This is a genomic window from Amycolatopsis benzoatilytica AK 16/65, from assembly GCF_000383915.1.
GTDB classification, from domain to species: domain Bacteria; phylum Actinomycetota; class Actinomycetes; order Mycobacteriales; family Pseudonocardiaceae; genus Amycolatopsis; species Amycolatopsis benzoatilytica.
Genome location: NZ_KB912942.1, coordinates 2,707,229 through 2,723,343, shown reverse-complemented (window position 1 = coordinate 2,723,343; position 16,115 = coordinate 2,707,229). Strand labels below are relative to the sequence as shown.

Here is a 16,115-nt window from a genome sequence, read left to right as displayed (position 1 = left end):
CTGCACTGGGCGAGCAGAGCGGGTCAGTCGGTTCCCAGTGCGTCGATCCGCCGTCGCAGGTGCGCGCGTTCCGGCTCGGTGCCCGCGCTGGCCAGCGCTTCCCGGTACGCCGCTGCTGCTTCTTCGTCGCGGCCGAGCCGGTGCAGCAGGTCGGCGCGCGCCGCCGCGTACGGGTGGTAGCCGCTGAGGCGGGGTTCGTCGGCGAGCGAGTCCAGCAGTTCCAGGCCTGCGGCGGGGCCGTCGCGCATCGCGATGGCTGCCGCGCGGTTGAGCGCCACCACCGGGGTGGGCGTGAGGGTGAGCAGGATGTCGTACAGCGCAACGATCTGCGGCCAATCGGTGCTCTCGACGGCGGTCGCTTCGGCATGGAGCGCGGCGATCGCCGCCTGCACGCCGTAGGGGCCGGGCGGACCGCCGGTGAGCGCGGCGGGCACCAGGTCGCGGCCTTCGGCGATCAGCTCTGCGTCCCACCGTCCGCGGTCCTGATCGGCGAGCAGGACGAACTCGCCGTCCGGGCCGGAGCGGGCCGCCTGGCGGGCGTGGACGAGCAACAGCAGCGCCAGCAGGCCGGTGGTTTCGCGTTCGGCGGGCAGCAGCCGGCAGAGGATCCGGGCGAGCCGGATCGCTTCCTCGGCGAGGTCCGGGCGCTGGATGTCCGGGCCGGAGCTGGCCGCGTAGCCCTCGGTGAACAGCGAGTACAGCACTTGCAGTACGCCGGGCAGCCGGTCGCGCAGTTCGTCGCCGGCCGGGACGCGGAACGGGATGCGGTGGTCTCGGATCCGGTTCTTGGCGCGCACGATCCGCTTCGCCATCGTCGCGGTCGGGACCAGGAATGCCCGGGCGACCTCGGGAGTGGTCAGACCGGCCAGACAGCGCAGGGTGAGCGCGAGCCGGTCTTCGGCGGCCAGTGCCGGGTGTGCGCAGGTGAAGAACAGTTCCAGCCGTTCGTCCGGCAGCCCGGCAGTGCTTCCAGGTCGGTCGAGCCGATCGGTTTCCGCCTGCAGGACCGCGAGTTTTGCCGCGTACGCCTGGTCTCGGCGAAGCCGGTCGACGGCTTTGCGCCGCGCGGTGGTCATCAGCCACGCGCCTGGGTTCGGCGGGACGCCGTCCACCGGCCAGCGCACCAGCGCGGCCTCCACCGCTTGCGCGGCGACCTCTTCGGCCAGGTCCAGGTCGCCGAACCGGCGCACGAGCGCGCCGAGCAGGCGGCCGTGCTCCTCTCGGAACACGGCCGCCACCGACGCTCGCGCGTCAGGCACCGAAGTCGGCGATCGGGCGGACGACGACCGACCCGTCGCGAGAGCCCGGGCAGCGGGCCGCCCAGTCCAGCGCGGAGTCGAGGTCCGGAACGTCCAGCACGTAGAAACCGCCGAGCAGTTCGCGGGTCTCGGCGAACGGGCCGTCGGTGGTGACCCGGCGCTCGCCGTCCGCGCCGACCTGAACCTTGGTCGCGGTGACCAGGTCGGCGAGCGATTCGCCGCTGACGAAGACGCCCGCGTCGCGGACTTCCTTGTCGTAGGCCATCCAGTCGGCGGGCTCGCAGCCGACGGCGCCGCTCTGCTCGGTGGCGGCGGAAGCGTGGATCAGCAGCAGGTACTTCACGGTCGGGCTCCTTCGTCGGGTCGTGCGGCCCGGTTGCCGCACGAACACACCACGAACGGCGCCCGCCCGGATGGACAGGGGCCCGGAAAAGATTCTTCCGGAATCTTCAGGATGCCGCCGGAGCGCCCCGGAAGTTCTGGTCGGCGAAGGCGAGCAGGTAGGGCAGTGTCGCGCGGGCGGTGTGCCAGGTGTGGTTGAACCCGCGTTCGGCGTGCACCACGACTTCCTGGCCGCGGCGCTGGAGCGACACGGCGATCCGGTGTGCGGTCGCGACGTCGGTCGGAGCGCCGGTGCCGACGGTGAGCATCACCGAGACCTTCTGCGGGAACGGCATGGTCGGGATGTAGCGGCGCGGGGTGTTCTGCGCGATGACCGCCTGGTTGCCCTTGAGGATGCCGACCGAGTCGTTCAGGTCGTCGTACGGCAGGGAGATCAGCAGTGAGCCGAACTCGTCGAGGTGGTGCAGTCCGATGTTCAGCGCGCCGAACCCGCCGCCGGACATGCCGCCGAGCGCGCGGTGGCCGCGGTCGGCGACGGTGCGGTAGTGCTTGTCGACCGAGGGGACGATGCTGCCCGCGAGATAGGTCTCCAGCTGCGGGCCGCCCGGGACGTTGAGGCATTCCCAGTCGACGCTCGGCTGGTTCGCGGTCATGTCCACGCTCACGATGATCATCGGCTGGATGACGTGCGCGTCTTCGAGGCTCTGGAGCGTCTGCGGCGCGGAGCCGGAGGTCAGCCAGTCGCGCGGGCCGCCGTAAGGGTAGCCGTGGATCAGGTACACGACCGGGTAGCGGCGGTTCGCGTTCGCCGGGTCGTGGTAGCCGCCCGGCAGGATGACGTAGTTCTCGCCGTTCGCGACGCCGTGTGCCGGGTCGGGCACGTTGAGCACCTCGGTGCTCGCGCCGTTGCTGGGCGCCGGCGCGGCGGGCTTGCCGCCGGACGGGGGAGCGGCGCTGTCGTCGCCGCTGTCCGAGGACGCGCCGGACGCGGTGGAGTCGCCGCCTGCTTCGGCGGGGTCGTCGGAAGTCCTGCGCAGCAGCGTGCCGGCGACGTTCATCGCGCCGGAACCGCGCTGCAGCAACCGGCCGAAGTCGCTGGGCGTGCGGACGTAGCCGACATAGCTGTTCACCGCGGTCACCGCGGCGACGAGGAACAGGGCGATCGAACTGCTGATGCCCCACCGGCGGGCGCGCCGGTTGTGCGAGAGCGCGATGGTGACGGCGAGGATGGTCGCCGCGGCGCCCGCCGCGGTCAGCCACACCAGCGGCGATTCGAGCGGGCCGAGGTCGCGCGCCTGCGAGGTGACCGACGGCGGCAGCACCGGATCGACTGCCTGCGGCAGGAGCTGGATCATCCGCGGCCTGCCGGACGCGGGCAGTGTGCAGCGCCGCGGGAAAGAGAACGCACTAGAACCCCTGCCGTGAATTGGGCGCGACAGCCCGCACCTCGAAGATCCAAGCTAGGGACGACGCGCTGTGGATTTGTTGAGAACAGGTAAAGAGTTGATCAAGGTAGGTGGTCGGGGTTGCGGTACACGGTCAGCGCGCTCGGCCGCGACCGGAACCGGAAGTCCCGGCCGAGCGGCCCGACCTCGCCGTCGGTGGCCACCCGCCGGTTGCCGTCCAGCAGTTCGACGTGCAGCTCCGGCAGGTCAGCCTCCCGGTACACGTGACTCGCGTTCAGGCTCTTCGTGACCGCGGCGAGCACGAACCGGGTCCGCGACCACCGCAGGTCGGCCCGGACGTAACGGACGTCGAGCAGGCCGGTGTCGAGCGCCGGACGGCGCGACGGGGCGAACCCCTTCGGCGCGTAGGTGCCATTGCCGACGAACACCAGCCACACCCGGGCCGGTTCGCCGTTGAGCCGCACGTCCAGCGGCTTCGCCCGCCGCAGCACCCGGACCAGCGCGATCGCCGCGGCCGGCCACTTCGGGTGCCGCTGCTGCAGCTTCTCCCGCAGCCGGACCATCTCCGGATAGCCGCCGAGGCTGGCGGTGTTCACGAACCAGCGGTGGCCCGCCTCGCCCGCCCCGGAGACCTCGACCTCGCCGAGGTCGACGCCGACCGCGTGGCCCCGCTCGGTCGCCTCGTCGGCGTCCGGCATCGACCGGACGCCGATGTCGCGGGCGAAGTGGTTGAGCGTCCCGGCCGGGATCAGCGCGAGCGGCAGCCCGCGCTCGGCGGCGACCGACGCGACCGCGGCGACCGTGCCGTCCCCGCCCGCCACGCCGAGCGCCCGGATCGTGCCGCGGGCGTCGATTTCCTCGGCGAGCTGGTCGCGCAGGTCCTGTCGCGCGTCGGGGTAGATCAGGGTGGCCTTCGGCCAGGCGTAGCGGACGTCCTCGGTCGGGTCCGTGGCGTTGACGCCGGAATGCGGGTTGACCAGCGCCAGCATGTCCTCGCCGTCGCGCATCTCGGGCGCTTCGGCGGGGTGCGCGGTGCGGGCCCGCTCATCCGGGCGCAGCGGCCACCAATGCCGGGTCAGCGCCGCGACTCCGACCCCGATCGCCATGCCCGCGGCGACGTCGCTGGGCCAGTGCACTCCGGTATGGACCCGGGAATACGCGACCGCACCGGCGATCGGGACGAGCGCGAACCCGGCGCGGGGCGATTCCATCGCCACCGCGGTCGCGAACGCCGCCGCCGAAGCCGAATGCCCGGACGGGAACGACGACGACACCGGTCGTTTCCGCAGCCGGCGATGTTCGGGAACCTCTTCCTCGGCCGGGCGGCGACGCGGGAGCAGCGGCTTCGCGACCAGGTTCGCCACCGCGCTCGCCCCGGCGACCGCGACGAGCCCGCGCAGCGCGCCCCGGCGCGTCGGCCCCTTCCGGACCGCCAGCACGGCCGCCACGCCCCACCAGAGCCGCGATTTGTCCGCACTCCGGGACAACACGGCGAGAAAATCGTCCGCCCGGGTCGGGCGCAGCGCCGCGCTGCGCGCCACCAGTGCCCGGTCCCGCCTGCCCACCTGCCGAAATGCACGGCCGAGCTGCTGGAACACCTTGCCCACCTCCGCCCGCCGCGCCCGCGCCGGAACCTGATCCGGCGCCCGGTTTCCGGCGCGATGTCACCTCTTGCAACGTACCGACCGCGTGTCGCCGCCCGAACGGCGCACCTCGGCAGGGGGTGCAGCGCCTACTCTGGAGAGATGCAGCGGCGGATCTTTGGCATCGAGACCGAGTTCGGGGTCACGTGCACCTTCCACGGCCAGCGCAGGCTCTCGCCCGACGAGGTCGCGCGCTATCTGTTTCGTCGGGTGGTCTCGTGGGGCCGCTCGTCGAACGTGTTCCTGTCCAACGGATCGAGGCTCTACCTCGACGTGGGCTCGCACCCGGAGTACGCGACAGCCGAGTGCGACGACCTGACCCAGCTCGTCACTCACGACAAAGCCGGCGAGCGGATCCTCGAAGACCTGCTCGTCGACGCCGAGCGCCGGCTCGCGGACGAGGGCATCGGCGGCGACATCTTCCTGTTCAAGAACAACACCGACTCGGCAGGCAACTCCTACGGCTGCCACGAGAACTACCTGGTCACCCGGGCAGGCGAGTTCTCCCGGATCGCCGACGTGCTGCTGCCGTTCCTGGTCACCCGCCAGCTCATCTGCGGCGCGGGCAAGGTGCTGCAGACCCCGCGCGGTGCGGTGTACTGCCTGTCCCAGCGAGCCGAGCACATCTGGGAGGGCGTCTCCAGCGCCACCACCCGGTCCCGGCCGATCATCAACACCCGCGACGAACCGCACGCCGACGCCGAACGGTACCGGCGGCTGCACGTCATCGTGGGCGACTCGAACATGGCCGAGCCGACCACGATGCTCAAGGTCGGCTCCGCGCACCTGGTGCTCGAGATGATCGAGGCGGGCGTCCAGTTCCGCGACTTCACCCTGGACAACCCGATCCGGGCGATCCGCGAGATCAGCCACGACCTCACCGGCCGGCGCCAGGTCCGCCTCGCCGGCGGACGCGAGGCGTCCGCGCTGGACATCCAGCGCGAATACCACGCCCGGGCCGTGCAGCACCTCAAGGAAAACGGCTCCACCCCGGGCAACGAGAAGGTCGTGGAACTGTGGGGCCGCGCGCTGGAAGCGGTCGAGCAGCAGGACTTCAGCAAGATCGACACCGAGATCGACTGGGCGATCAAGCACCGGCTGGTCGAGCGGTACCGGGCCAAGCACGACCTGGACCTGTCCAGCCCCCGGATCGCCCAGCTGGACCTGGCCTACCACGACATCCGCCGCGGCCGGGGCATCTTCGACCTGCTGCAGCGCAAGGGACTGGTGCACCGGGTCACCGACGACGGCGAGATCGAAGCGGCCAAGGACACCCCGCCGCAGACCACCCGTGCGAAGCTCCGCGGCGACTTCATCGCCGCCGCCCAGGCCGCCGGACGGGACTTCACGGTCGACTGGGTGCACCTGAAGCTGAACGACCAAGCCCAGCGCACCGTCCTCTGCAAAGACCCGTTCCGAGCAGTCGACGAGCGAGTGGAGAGGCTGATCAGCTCGCTGTAATTTCTGCGCCGACTCCGTCGGCGCGTGCGGGATCTGTGTTGGATGGCGCCGACTCCGTCGGCGCGTGCGGGATCGCCTTCAAGTCGGCGTTTGAGGGAGCGGCGTACCCGGCCCGGGGGGGCCGTGCACGCCGCTCCCTCAAACGCCGACGCGATCCCGCGTGCGGGTCGGGCGGGGGCGTGGGGGCTAGAGCTGTTGGCCGGTGGGGCGGACCAGGATTTCGTTGACGTCCACGGAGGGCGGCTGCGACAGGGCGTAGAGCACGGCGCGGGCGACGTCGTCTGGGGCCAGTTTCGGCTTTGCTCGCTGGCTGTCAGTGAGAATGTCGGTGTCGGTGACGCCTGGGTTGATGAGAGTGACCCGCACGCCGGTGCCGACGGCCTCTTCGCGGATCGCGCCGGCCATTCCGGTCACTGCCCACTTCGTCGCCGAGTACAGGCTCGCGTTGCGCACGTAGCGGCCGGCGACCGAACCGGTGATCAGCAGGTGCCCGGACGACTCCTTCAGTGCGGGCAGGGCGGCGCGGGCGGTGTAGGCCGTGCCCAGGACGTTGGTGCGGACCATGGCCTCCCATCGCTGCGGATCGGGGTCGTCGGTGCCGAAGAACGAAGTGCCGACGCCGATCCCTGCGTTGGCGAAGGCGGCGTCGAGTCGGCCGAACCGCTCGACAGTGTGCGCCACGGCGGCGGAGACGGCGGGCCAGTCGCCGACATCGGCACCGAGCGCGACGGCCCGGTCCGCGCCGAGTTCGGCGGCCAGGGAACGGACGGATTCAGCCTTTCGAGCGACCAGGGCGAGTTTGAACCCGGAGGCGGCGGCCAGCCGCGCGGTCGCGGCACCGAGGCCCCGGGACGCGCCGGTGACGAGCAGGACACGATCATGCATGTGCCCAGGCTACGGATGATCCGCAATGGCTGCGTCCGACGACATTCCATTACGCCGCTGGGGAAACCTCCGCGCGCTGGTGGCCGGGTTCAAGGACTGGGCCGAAGCCGACTTCGAGGCGGTCAGCGCCGCCCGCGCCGACTACGGCGCGCGCAGCCCGGACCTTGCGAGCGCGCCGGAGGCAGCGGGCTAGAGTCAATAGGGTGTCCACCGCACGCGCCGAACGGCTGGTCAACCTTGTGCTGGCCCTGCTCTCCACCCGGCAGTACCTGACCGCGGAGCGGATCCGCGGCATCGTGCCCGGGTACGCCGACGCGGCCAGCGACGACGCCTTCTTCCGTACCTTCGAGCGCGACAAGACCGAGCTGCGCGAACTCGGCATCCCGCTGGAGACCGGCCGCAACTCCGCCTTCGACCCCGTCGAGGGATACCGCATCGCCCGCCGCGACTACGAGCTCGGCGAGATCGACCTCGCCCCGGACGAGGCCGCGGCGGTCGGGCTCGCGGTCCGGCTCTGGGATTCGCCCGAGCTGACCGGGCAGGCCCAAGGCGCGCTGGTGAAGCTCCGCGCGGCCGGGGTCGAGGTCGACGACCAGGCGCCCACCGTCATCGAACCGCGGGTGCGCGCCGAACCGGCGTTCGCGCCGATGCTCGCAGCGGTCCAGGCCGGGCAGGCGGTCCGGTTCGAATACCGGCGCAGCGGCTCTCCGGAACGCCGCATCCGCACCCTGGAACCCTGGGGCGTGGTGTCCTGGCGCGCCCGCTGGTACGTCGTCGGGCACGACCGGGACCGCGGCGCGTCCCGCTGTTTCCGGCTTTCCCGGGTCACCGGGAAGGTCGTGACCGTCGGCAAGCCCGGCACCGTCGTGCGGCCCGAGGGCGTCAACCTGATGCAGCTCATCTCGGTCACCGGCGGCAGCGAAGACCCGGCCCCGGTCACCACCGCCCGGCTGTGGATCGCCGACGGCCGCGCCGCCGGGGTCCGCCGGCGCGGCGAGGTCGTCGGCCGCGAAACCGTCGCCGGCGAAGAGGGCGACGTGATCGAGATCGGCCTGTACTTCCCGGAATCGGCGGCCGACTGGATCGCCGCGCAGGGACCGGACGTGCTCGTGCTCGAACCGGACGTGCTCGCCAAGTCCGTGCAGCACCGGCTCGAAGCAGTCCTGCACCGCGCCGAAGAGGGGAGCGTCCGGTGAGCGGCTCCAGCGAACGGATGCCCCGGCTGCTCGCGCTCGTGCCGTACCTGCTGGCCCGCCCCGGCATCCGGATCGACGAGGCGGCGCACGACTTCGACGTCACCCCGCGCCAGCTGCGCAAAGACCTCGAGCTGCTGTGGATGTGCGGCCTGCCCGGCTACGGCCCCGGCGACCTGATCGACCTGTCCTTCGAAGGCGACACCATCGTCGTCACCCACGACGCCGGCATGAGCCGTCCGCTGCGCCTCACCGGCGGCGAAGCCACCGCGATGCTGGTCGCTCTGCGCGCGCTCGCGGAAACGCCCGGCGTGGCCGACGGCGACGCGGTCCGCCGGGCCATCGCGAAAATCGAGGACGCGGCGGGGCAGGCCCGCCCGGCCGGGGTCGTCGTCGGGGGAGGAGTGCGCGAAGGCGCGCGCGCCGCCCGCACCCGCGAAACCGTGTCCGGCGCGCTCCAGGAGGGCCGCGCGCTGCGGATGCGCTACTACACCGCCTCCCGCGACCAGATCACCGAGCGCACCGTCGACCCGATGCGGCTGGTGATCGTCCAGGGAGTCGGCTACCTCGAAGCGTGGTGCCGCCGCGTCGAAGACGTCCGGCTGTTCCGTCTCGACCGGATCGACGCGCTCACCGTCCTCGACGAACCCGCCGCGCCGCCCGCGCACGCCCGCCCCACCGACCTGTCCGACGGCGTCTTCTCCGCCCGTCCCGATCAGCGGATCGCGCATCTGGTGCTCGATCCGGACGCCCGGTGGGTCGCCGAGTACTACCCGTGCGAGGAACTGGCCGAGCTCGACGGCGGACGGCTGCGCATCGCGATGCGCTACAGCGACGAACCGTGGATGGTCCGGCTGGTGCTCAGCCTCGGCGGGGAAGCACAGGTGGAGAGCCCCGCCGCCCTCGCCGAGGCAGTTCGCCGCCGAGCCGCCGACGCGGTGGCGCGCGCACGTCATCTCACGTCCATCTCCGACCGTTAAGGTGATTTTGTGCCGTACCTGCCCGTCTGGATCCTGCTCGCCGCCGGGGTGCTTCTCCTGGTCCTGCTGCTGGTGCGGATCTTCGGAGTCTTGCGCCGCTTCCGCCGCACGGTGAGCATGGTCAGTACCCGGACCCAGGACCGGGCCGGGCTCATCCGGGCCCGGTCGGCGGCATTGCGCGTCGCCGTAGCCGAACGGCGCCCGGCCCGCAGCAACCAGTAACATCAGCTCAGACCCGAGACAAGGAGGGCAGACGACCATGAACGCGCTGCAGCCATGGCACATCATCGTTCTGGTGCTCTTGGTGGTTCTGCTGTTCGGAGCGAAGCGGCTGCCCGACGCCGCCCGGTCCATCGGCAAGTCCATGAAGATCTTCAAGGCCGAGACCAGGGACCTGAACGGCGACCACAAGGACGAAGCGGAAGCCGCCGACACGCGGCAGATCGCCACGCCCGCGCCCGCCTCCGCGCAGACCGAGCAGGACAAGCAGGTCGCCGACCTGCAGCGCCAGCTCGACGAGCTGAAGAAGCAGCAGGCGCAGAAGAACGCGAGCTGACCCTCCGCGCGCACCACCCGGTCCCCGGTCCAGGCAGGAGGCGCGCCGGTGCGGCGCGCCCCGCTGGGCTCTGAACGAGAACGGAACGACGAGTGGCGGAAGCCGCCAACGGCAACGGCAGCCGGACCAGCAAGCGGCGCCGGCGCAGCCGTCGGACGAACCCCGACGGCACGATGACGCTCATCGAGCACATCTACGAGTTCCGCCGCCGGCTCGGCTGGGCGGTCGTGTTCGTCGTGATCGGCGCGATCTTCGGGTTCATCTGGTTCGAGCAGCGCCTCGGCCCGATCCCGTCGCTCGGCAACATCATGACGCACCCCTACTGCGCCATCCCGGCTTCGCAGCGCTTCGCCGGCGACCAGCCCGGCTGCCGCCTGCTGCAGACGGTGCCGTTCGAAGCGTTCATGATCCGCCTCAAGGTCGGCGTCGCGGCCGGTGCCGTCCTCCTCTCGCCCGCGTGGCTGTATCAGCTCTGGGCGTTCATCGCTCCCGGCCTCTACGCCAAAGAGCGCCGCTACGCGATGATCTTCGTCAGCTTCGCCTCGGTGCTCTTCGCAGCCGGCGCGGTGCTGGCCTACCTGCTCGTCCCGCACGCGCTCGCGCTGCTCGCCGGCTTCGGGCAGGACCAGTTCGTCACCGCGCTCACCGCGGACAAGTACATCTCGTTCATCCTGTCGCTGCTGGTGATCTTCGGCGTCAGCTTCGAACTCCCGCTGCTCGTCGTGATGCTCAACCGGGTCGGCGTCCTCAAGTACCAAATGCTGAAGAAGTGGCGGCGCGGGCTGATCTTCGCGCTGTTCGTCTTCGCCGCGTTCGCCACGCCCGGCTCGGACCCGTTCTCCATGCTCGGCCTCGCCGGCGCGCTCACCGTGCTGTTCGAGCTGTCCATCCAGATCGCCCGCTTCCACGACCGCAAGCTCGACCGCACTCGCGAAGACGAGGGCTGGGACAAGCTCGCCGACGACGAAGCCGCGCCGTTCACCTACACGCCGAGCACCGCCGACGGCGAAGACGAACCCGCCGCGAAGGGCCAGACCGGCCGCACCGGCTCGATGGACGACATCACCTGAGCATGGGCCTGAACGCAGCACTGGCTGTGCACCCGGCGTCCGGGCGCGGCGCGGCCGCCCGGATGACCGAAGCCGTCGCCGCGCGGCTTCGGCCCGCCGTGGACCGCCTCGACGTCCTCACCGCCACCAGCGTCGAGGAATCCCACGCCCTGATGCGGTCCTCGCATGCCGAAGGGCTCGACGTGCTGATCGTCCTGGGCGGCGACGGCGCGGCTCACCAAGGCGTCCAGTTCTGCGCCGACCACGGCGTCGCGCTCGGGCTCGTCCCTTCCGGCACCGGCAACGACTTCGCCCGCGCACTCGGCATTCCGGCCGACGCCCGCGCGGCCGCCGACGTCCTCGCCAACGCGCTGCGCGACGGCACCCGCCGAACCGTCGACCTCGGCCGCTCCGGCGAAACCTGGTTCGCCACCGTGCTGTGCGCAGGCTTCGACGCGGCGGTCAACGCCCGCGCCAACGCGATGCGCTGGCCCACCGGACCCCGTCGCTACGACCTGGCGATCCTCGCCGAACTCGCGTCGTTCAAGCCGCGCCCGATCGTGGTCCACACCGACGAAGGCACCGTCTCCGGCGACTCGACCCTGATCGCGGTCGGCAACACCCCCTACTACGGCGGCGGCATCCCGATCTGCCCGGACGCGGCCCCCGACGACGGCCTGTTCGACGTGACCCTCATCCGCGCCCCCGGCCGCGCCCGCCTGCTGCGCATGCTCCCGCACCTGCGCACCGGCGAACACGTGCGCAAACCCAGCGTCGAAACCTTCCGCACCCGGACGCTGCGGATCGAAGCAGCCGGCTGGCCGGTCTACGCCGACGGCGAAGACCAGGGCAGCACCCCGGTCGAGGCGACCTGCGTGCCGGGCGCGCTCACCATGGTCGCGCCGCCCCGCTGAACCGGACACCTGCGAGACGTGCTGTCCCAGTCTCCGCCCCCGCAAGTCCGTGAAGGGCCCCTTGAGGGAATCCAGGCGGATTCGAGGGGTCGTCGCAACACAGGCTGGATTAGCTGGTTTCGGTGAGGAGTGTAGCGAGGCGTTCGGCTGGGGTGTCCCAGCCGAGCGTTTTGCGTGGGCGGCAGTTGAGCTCTGCGGCGACGGCGGCGAGGTGTTCGGGGCTGTGGAGGGAGAGGTCGGTGCCTTTGGGGAAGTACTGGCGCAGCAGGCCGTTGGTGTTTTCGTTGCTGCCGCGTTGCCAGGGGCTGTGGGGGTCGCAGAAGTAGACGGGGATGCCGGTGGCGATGGTGAATTCGCGGTGTCGGCCCATTTCCGAGCCTTGGTCCCAGGTCAGGGACCGTGTCAGGTGGTCGGGCAGGGTGTGCATGGCGGTGACGAGGGCGTCGCGGACGGCGTCGGCGNCGCGGCCGTGGGGCAGGGGGACCAGGAGCGTGTAGCGGGTGGCGCGTTCGACCAGGGTGGCGATGGCGGAGGCTCCGTCCTTGCCGATGATCAGGTCGCCTTCCCAGTGGCCGGGGACGGCGCGGTCGGCGGCTTCGGCGGGGCGTTCGCTGATCATGACCATGGGTTCGGCGAAGCGGGGCCGGCGGGCTTCGCCGGTGCGGCGGGGTTTGCGCACGGCGCGGCCGGTGCGCAGCGCGCGGTGCAGTTCGCGGCGCAGTTCGCCGCGGCCTTGGACGTAGAGGGCCTGGTAGACGGTTTCGGGGGTCACGTGCAGCTCCGGGCGGTCGGGGTGGTCGCGGCGCAGCCGCTGGCTGATCTGCTCCGGGCTGAACTTCTTGCGCAGCATGCCCTGCACGAGGTCGCGCAGCTCGGGACAGGCCGCGATCTTGCCGGTCTTGGGCCGTTTGCGGCGCGCGTCGGCGCGGGCCTGGGCGGCGTAGGGCCGGTAGCCGCGGCTGCCGGGACGGGCGTTGCGGGCCAGTTCGCGGCTGATCGTGGCGGGATCGCGGCCCAGTTCCCGGGCGATCGCGCGGACCCCGGCCCCTGCCCGGCGCAGGTCGGCGATCGCCAGCCGCTCGTCCTGGGTCAGGAACCGCGACTGCGCCTCGGGGCGGGCATCGGCGACGGGGGCCGGACGCGAGGGCGGGGCCGGCGACCGCACGGCCGTCCGCCCCGCCCGGCTCGGCCGCCCGTGCCGCCACCGGTGCCCGGTCCGCCGGTCGACCCCGACAACCCGGCACGCCTCGACAGTGCCCACGCCTTCCGCCACAAGATCAAAATACCGGCGGCGTTCCGCCGCCAACCTCCCCCGACCCCGCGACGCTGCAACCTCCCGGACCCCCGCCACGGCAACCCCTCAACAACTCAGGCGTTGCAACCACCACTAGAACCCAAGCCAAGTCCCGCAAGGGGCCCTTCACGGACCGCGCACCCGGCTCCGGCCGCGGCGAGCTTCACGTCAAGCCGGGGCCGAACGCTGACGGACAGCGGCGACACCCGCGATACCGCGTGCGAACTGTCGGGGGCATGTGGAACCCTGACCAGGTGGCCACTAGCCCTTCCCCATCGCCGGCCGAGGCCTACGCGGTCTCCCAGCGCCGCGCCAAGCACCCCCAGCTGACCCGGTTCTCCGGAGAATCGTCCTTCGAATTCGACGACTTCCAGATCCGCGGCTGCGAAGCGCTCGAAGAGGGCCACGGAGTCCTGGTCTGCGCCCCCACCGGCGCCGGCAAGACCGTAGTCGGCGAATTCGCCGTCCACCTCGCCCTCGCCGAGGGCCGCAAATGCTTCTACACCACGCCGATCAAGGCGCTGTCCAACCAGAAGTACGCCGACCTCGTCGAACGCTACGGCGCGGACGCGGTCGGCCTGCTCACCGGCGACACCTCGATCAACGGCAACGCCCAAGTGGTCGTGATGACCACCGAGGTGCTGCGCAACATGCTCTACGCGGGCAGTTCCGCCATCCCCGAACTCGGCTACGTCGTCATGGACGAGGTGCACTACCTCGCCGACCGGTTCCGCGGCGCGGTCTGGGAGGAAGTGATCCTCCACCTGCCCGAGTACGTCCGGGTCGTGGGCCTCTCAGCCACCGTCAGCAACGCCGAGGAATTCGGCGAATGGCTGGTCGAGGTCCGCGGCGACACCACCGTCGTCGTCGACGAGCACCGCCCGGTCCCGCTGTGGCAGCACATGCTCGTCGGCAACCAGCTGCTCGACCTGTTCGCCGGCCAGAACGAAGCCGACCCGGGGGAGCAGCTGCGGATCAACCCCACCCTGCTGCGCAAAACCGAAGACATGGGCCGGTTCGCGCCGGCCGGCTTCCGCGGGCCCCGCGGCGGCCGCCGAGGCGCCCCGCAGCGCGGCCCCCGGTTCCGCCCGCCCTCGCGCGTCGAGGTCGTCGAACGGCTCGACAACGCCGGCCTGCTGCCCGCGATCGTGTTCATCTTCTCCCGGGCCGGCTGCGACGCCGCGGTCGCCCAGTGCGTCCGCTCCGGCCTCCGGCTCAACGGACCCGACCAGGTCGAAGAAATCCGCCGGATCGTCGATGCGCGCACCGCCGACCTGCCCGAAGGCGACCTCGGCGTGCTCGGCTACTGGGAATGGCGCGAAGGGCTGGAGCGCGGTTTCGCGGGCCACCACGCCGGCCTGCTGCCGGCGTTCAAGGAAACCGTCGAGGAACTGTTCGTCCGCGGCCTGGTCAAGGTCGTGTTCGCGACCGAAACCCTCGCGCTCGGCATCAACATGCCCGCCCGCACCGTCGTCCTCGAACGGCTCGTGAAATACAACGGCGAGGCGCACGTCGACCTCACGCCGGGCGAGTACACCCAGCTCACCGGCCGCGCCGGGCGCCGCGGCATCGACATCGAGGGCCACGCGGTCGTCTCGTGGCAGCCCGGAGTCGACCCGAAAGCCGTCGCGGGCCTCGCCTCCACCCGCACCTACCCGCTGCGGTCCTCGTTCCGGCCCGGCTACAACATGGCCGTCAACCTGGTCGCCCAGGTCGGCGCGGACTCCGCCCGCGACCTGCTGGAACAGTCGTTCGCCCAGTTCCAGGCGGACCGCTCGGTCGTCGGCACCGCCCGCCGGATCGAACGCAACAAGGAAGCCCTCAAGGGCTATGCCGCCGCGATCACCGGCGACCTCGAGCAGGTCCTCGAGTACGTCGAGCTGCGCGCGAAGATCTCCGCCCGGGAGAAGGCGCTGTCCCGGCAGAACACCTCCTCCCGGCGCGCCGAAACGGCCGCCTCGCTGGAGAAACTGCGCAAGGGCGACGTGATCGCGGTCCCGGCCGGGCGCCGCTCCGGGCTCGCCGTGGTCGTCGACCCCGGACTCGACCCGATCCGCGAACCCCGTCCGGTGGTGGTCACCGAAGACCGCTGGTCCGGCCCGCTCTCGGTGGCCGATTTCCCGGCCCCGGTCGAAGCGCTCGGCCGGATCCGGCTGCCCAAACACCTCGAACTCCGCTCGCCCAAAACCCGCCGCGACATCGCCTCCGCGCTGCGCGACTCCGGCATCGCCCTGCCCGGCCGCCAGCGCCGCCGCACCGCGGCCGCCGACGACGCCGAGCTCGCCTCGCTTCGCCGCGCCCTGCGCGCCCACCCCTGCCACGCGATGCCCGAACGCGAAGCCAATCTCCGCTGGGTCGAGCGCTATCAGCGGCTCACCGCCGAAACCGAGCAGCTGGAACGGAAAGTCGCCGCCACCACGCATTCGCTGGCCCGCGCGTTCGACCGGATCCTCCGGCTGCTCGCCGAACGCGGCTACCTCGGCGAGGGCGAAGGCGAGGACCGGGTCACCGAACACGGCCGTCGGCTCACCCGCCTCTACAGCGAATCCGACCTGCTCGCCGCCGAATGCATCCGGCACGGCGTGTGGGCCGGGCTCGGCCCGGCCGAACTCGCCGCGGTCGTGTCCACTCTGGTGTTCGAAGCCCGCCGCGACACCGCCGGAGAACCGCGCCTCCCCGGCGGCGCGGTGCCGGCGGCCTGGCAGGAGACCAGCCGGCTGTGGGTCGAGCTCACCGAGGACGAACGCCGCCACCGGCTCGATCGCACCCGCGAACCCGACGCCGGATTCGCCTGGCCGGTCTATCGCTGGGCCCGCGGCGAATCGCTGGAGAAGGTCCTCACCGCGGCCGAGACCAACGGGCAGGAACTGTCCGCGGGCGACTTCGTCCGCTGGTGCCGCCAGGTGATCGACCTGCTCGACCAGGTCCGCGATGTGCTCGGCAAAGCCGACCCGGTCGGCGCGGCCGCCGCCCAGGCGGTGCGTGCGCTGCGCCGCGGCGTCGTTGCCGCGGGCGGGGCGTGACCGGCCGGGCAGACTCGCCGATCGGGCGCGCGTGGGCAGGTGTGCTCGGCGCCCTACCTGTGGTTGGATCGCGCACGACACCGCGGCCACGAGCCCGCCCCCGGGCGGCC

15 protein-coding genes are annotated in these 16,115 nt (G+C 71.7%); 9 read left to right on the top strand and 6 right to left on the bottom strand.

Features of this window, described 5'->3' with window-relative positions:
• Window positions 1-23: 23 nt before the first annotated feature.
• From AMYBE_RS0112515 to AMYBE_RS0112500, 4 genes are all read right to left on the bottom strand, one after another.
• Window positions 24-1,229, bottom strand: coding sequence for an RNA polymerase sigma factor (locus AMYBE_RS0112515; protein ID WP_245573187.1), 1,206 nt, complete (start codon window positions 1,227-1,229; stop codon window positions 24-26).
• 22 nt (window positions 1,230-1,251) lie between these two features.
• Window positions 1,252-1,602: a YciI family protein gene (locus AMYBE_RS0112510; protein WP_020659721.1), complete on the bottom strand. Its 351-nt coding sequence runs from the start codon at window positions 1,600-1,602 to the stop codon at window positions 1,252-1,254.
• Window positions 1,603-1,708: 106 nt separating this feature from the next.
• Window positions 1,709-2,956, bottom strand: coding sequence for an alpha/beta hydrolase (locus AMYBE_RS0112505; RefSeq protein WP_020659720.1), 1,248 nt, complete (start codon window positions 2,954-2,956; stop codon window positions 1,709-1,711).
• A 152-nt stretch (window positions 2,957-3,108) separates the two neighbouring features.
• Window positions 3,109-4,605 carry a bifunctional phosphatase PAP2/diacylglycerol kinase family protein gene (locus AMYBE_RS0112500; RefSeq protein WP_027927603.1) on the bottom strand — a complete coding sequence of 499 codons (1,497 nt, stop codon included), beginning with the start codon at window positions 4,603-4,605 and terminating at the stop codon, window positions 3,109-3,111.
• 147 nt (window positions 4,606-4,752) lie between these two features.
• Between AMYBE_RS0112500 and pafA the strand changes: the two genes are divergently transcribed.
• The gene (pafA, locus tag AMYBE_RS0112495) at window positions 4,753-6,111 is read left to right on the top strand and encodes a Pup--protein ligase (RefSeq protein WP_020659718.1); all 1,359 of its coding nucleotides are present in this window, start codon (window positions 4,753-4,755) and stop codon (window positions 6,109-6,111) included.
• 186 nt (window positions 6,112-6,297) lie between these two features.
• Here pafA and AMYBE_RS0112490 read toward each other — a convergent pair whose 3' ends face one another.
• A complete protein-coding gene (locus AMYBE_RS0112490) occupies window positions 6,298-6,996 on the bottom strand; it encodes an SDR family oxidoreductase (RefSeq protein ID WP_020659717.1) in 699 nt (232 codons plus the stop codon).
• A gap of 25 nt (window positions 6,997-7,021) precedes the next feature.
• Between AMYBE_RS0112490 and AMYBE_RS43975 the strand changes: the two genes are divergently transcribed.
• The 7 genes from AMYBE_RS43975 (at window position 7,022) to AMYBE_RS0112455 (ending at window position 11,688) form a co-directional block, all read left to right on the top strand.
• A complete protein-coding gene (locus AMYBE_RS43975; RefSeq protein ID WP_020659716.1) occupies window positions 7,022-7,189 on the top strand; it encodes a hypothetical protein in 168 nt (55 codons plus the stop codon).
• 10 nt (window positions 7,190-7,199) lie between these two features.
• Window positions 7,200-8,192: a helix-turn-helix transcriptional regulator gene (locus tag AMYBE_RS0112480; protein ID WP_020659715.1), complete on the top strand. Its 993-nt coding sequence runs from the start codon at window positions 7,200-7,202 to the stop codon at window positions 8,190-8,192.
• Entirely contained in the window at window positions 8,189-9,169 is a 981-nt protein-coding gene (locus tag AMYBE_RS0112475; RefSeq protein WP_020659714.1) for a helix-turn-helix transcriptional regulator, read from the top strand. The genes AMYBE_RS0112480 and AMYBE_RS0112475 overlap by 4 nt, the downstream gene beginning before the upstream one ends.
• Window positions 9,170-9,178: 9 nt before the next feature.
• Window positions 9,179-9,391 (top strand): bacteriophage holin, encoded by a 213-nt coding sequence (locus AMYBE_RS0112470; RefSeq protein ID WP_020659713.1) that lies wholly within the window; start codon window positions 9,179-9,181, stop codon window positions 9,389-9,391.
• Between the two features lie 37 nt (window positions 9,392-9,428).
• Window positions 9,429-9,725: a Sec-independent protein translocase subunit TatA gene (gene tatA, locus AMYBE_RS0112465; protein ID WP_020659712.1), complete on the top strand. Its 297-nt coding sequence runs from the start codon at window positions 9,429-9,431 to the stop codon at window positions 9,723-9,725.
• Window positions 9,726-9,817: 92 nt separating this feature from the next.
• Window positions 9,818-10,795 carry a twin-arginine translocase subunit TatC gene (gene tatC, locus AMYBE_RS0112460; protein WP_020659711.1) on the top strand — a complete coding sequence of 326 codons (978 nt, stop codon included), beginning with the start codon at window positions 9,818-9,820 and terminating at the stop codon, window positions 10,793-10,795.
• A gap of 2 nt (window positions 10,796-10,797) precedes the next feature.
• A complete protein-coding gene (locus AMYBE_RS0112455) occupies window positions 10,798-11,688 on the top strand; it encodes a diacylglycerol/lipid kinase family protein (protein WP_020659710.1) in 891 nt (296 codons plus the stop codon).
• Between the two features lie 109 nt (window positions 11,689-11,797).
• Here the strand turns inward: AMYBE_RS0112455 and AMYBE_RS0112450 are convergent, their stop codons facing one another.
• Entirely contained in the window at window positions 11,798-12,961 is a 1,164-nt protein-coding gene (locus AMYBE_RS0112450) for an IS30 family transposase (protein WP_020659709.1), read from the bottom strand.
• Window positions 12,962-13,236: 275 nt separating this feature from the next.
• On the opposite strand from AMYBE_RS0112450, the gene AMYBE_RS0112445 reads away from it, so the two are divergent.
• Window positions 13,237-16,005 (top strand): DEAD/DEAH box helicase, encoded by a 2,769-nt coding sequence (locus tag AMYBE_RS0112445; protein ID WP_020659708.1) that lies wholly within the window; start codon window positions 13,237-13,239, stop codon window positions 16,003-16,005.
• The last annotated feature ends 110 nt before the right edge of the window (window positions 16,006-16,115 follow it).

What these genes read in the sequence shown, in the direction of transcription:
- AMYBE_RS0112505 (WP_020659720.1), bottom strand. Translation starts at nt 2,956, where the DNA reads ATGATCCAGCTCCTGCCGCAGGCAGTCGATCCGGTGCTGCCGCCGTCG.
- pafA (WP_020659718.1), top strand. Translation starts at nt 4,753, where the DNA reads ATGCAGCGGCGGATCTTTGGCATCGAGACCGAGTTCGGGGTCACGTGC.
- AMYBE_RS0112490 (WP_020659717.1), bottom strand. Translation starts at nt 6,996, where the DNA reads ATGCATGATCGTGTCCTGCTCGTCACCGGCGCGTCCCGGGGCCTCGGT.
- AMYBE_RS43975 (WP_020659716.1), top strand. Translation starts at nt 7,022, where the DNA reads ATGGCTGCGTCCGACGACATTCCATTACGCCGCTGGGGAAACCTCCGC.
- tatA (WP_020659712.1), top strand. Translation starts at nt 9,429, where the DNA reads ATGAACGCGCTGCAGCCATGGCACATCATCGTTCTGGTGCTCTTGGTG.
- AMYBE_RS0112455 (WP_020659710.1), top strand. Translation starts at nt 10,798, where the DNA reads ATGGGCCTGAACGCAGCACTGGCTGTGCACCCGGCGTCCGGGCGCGGC.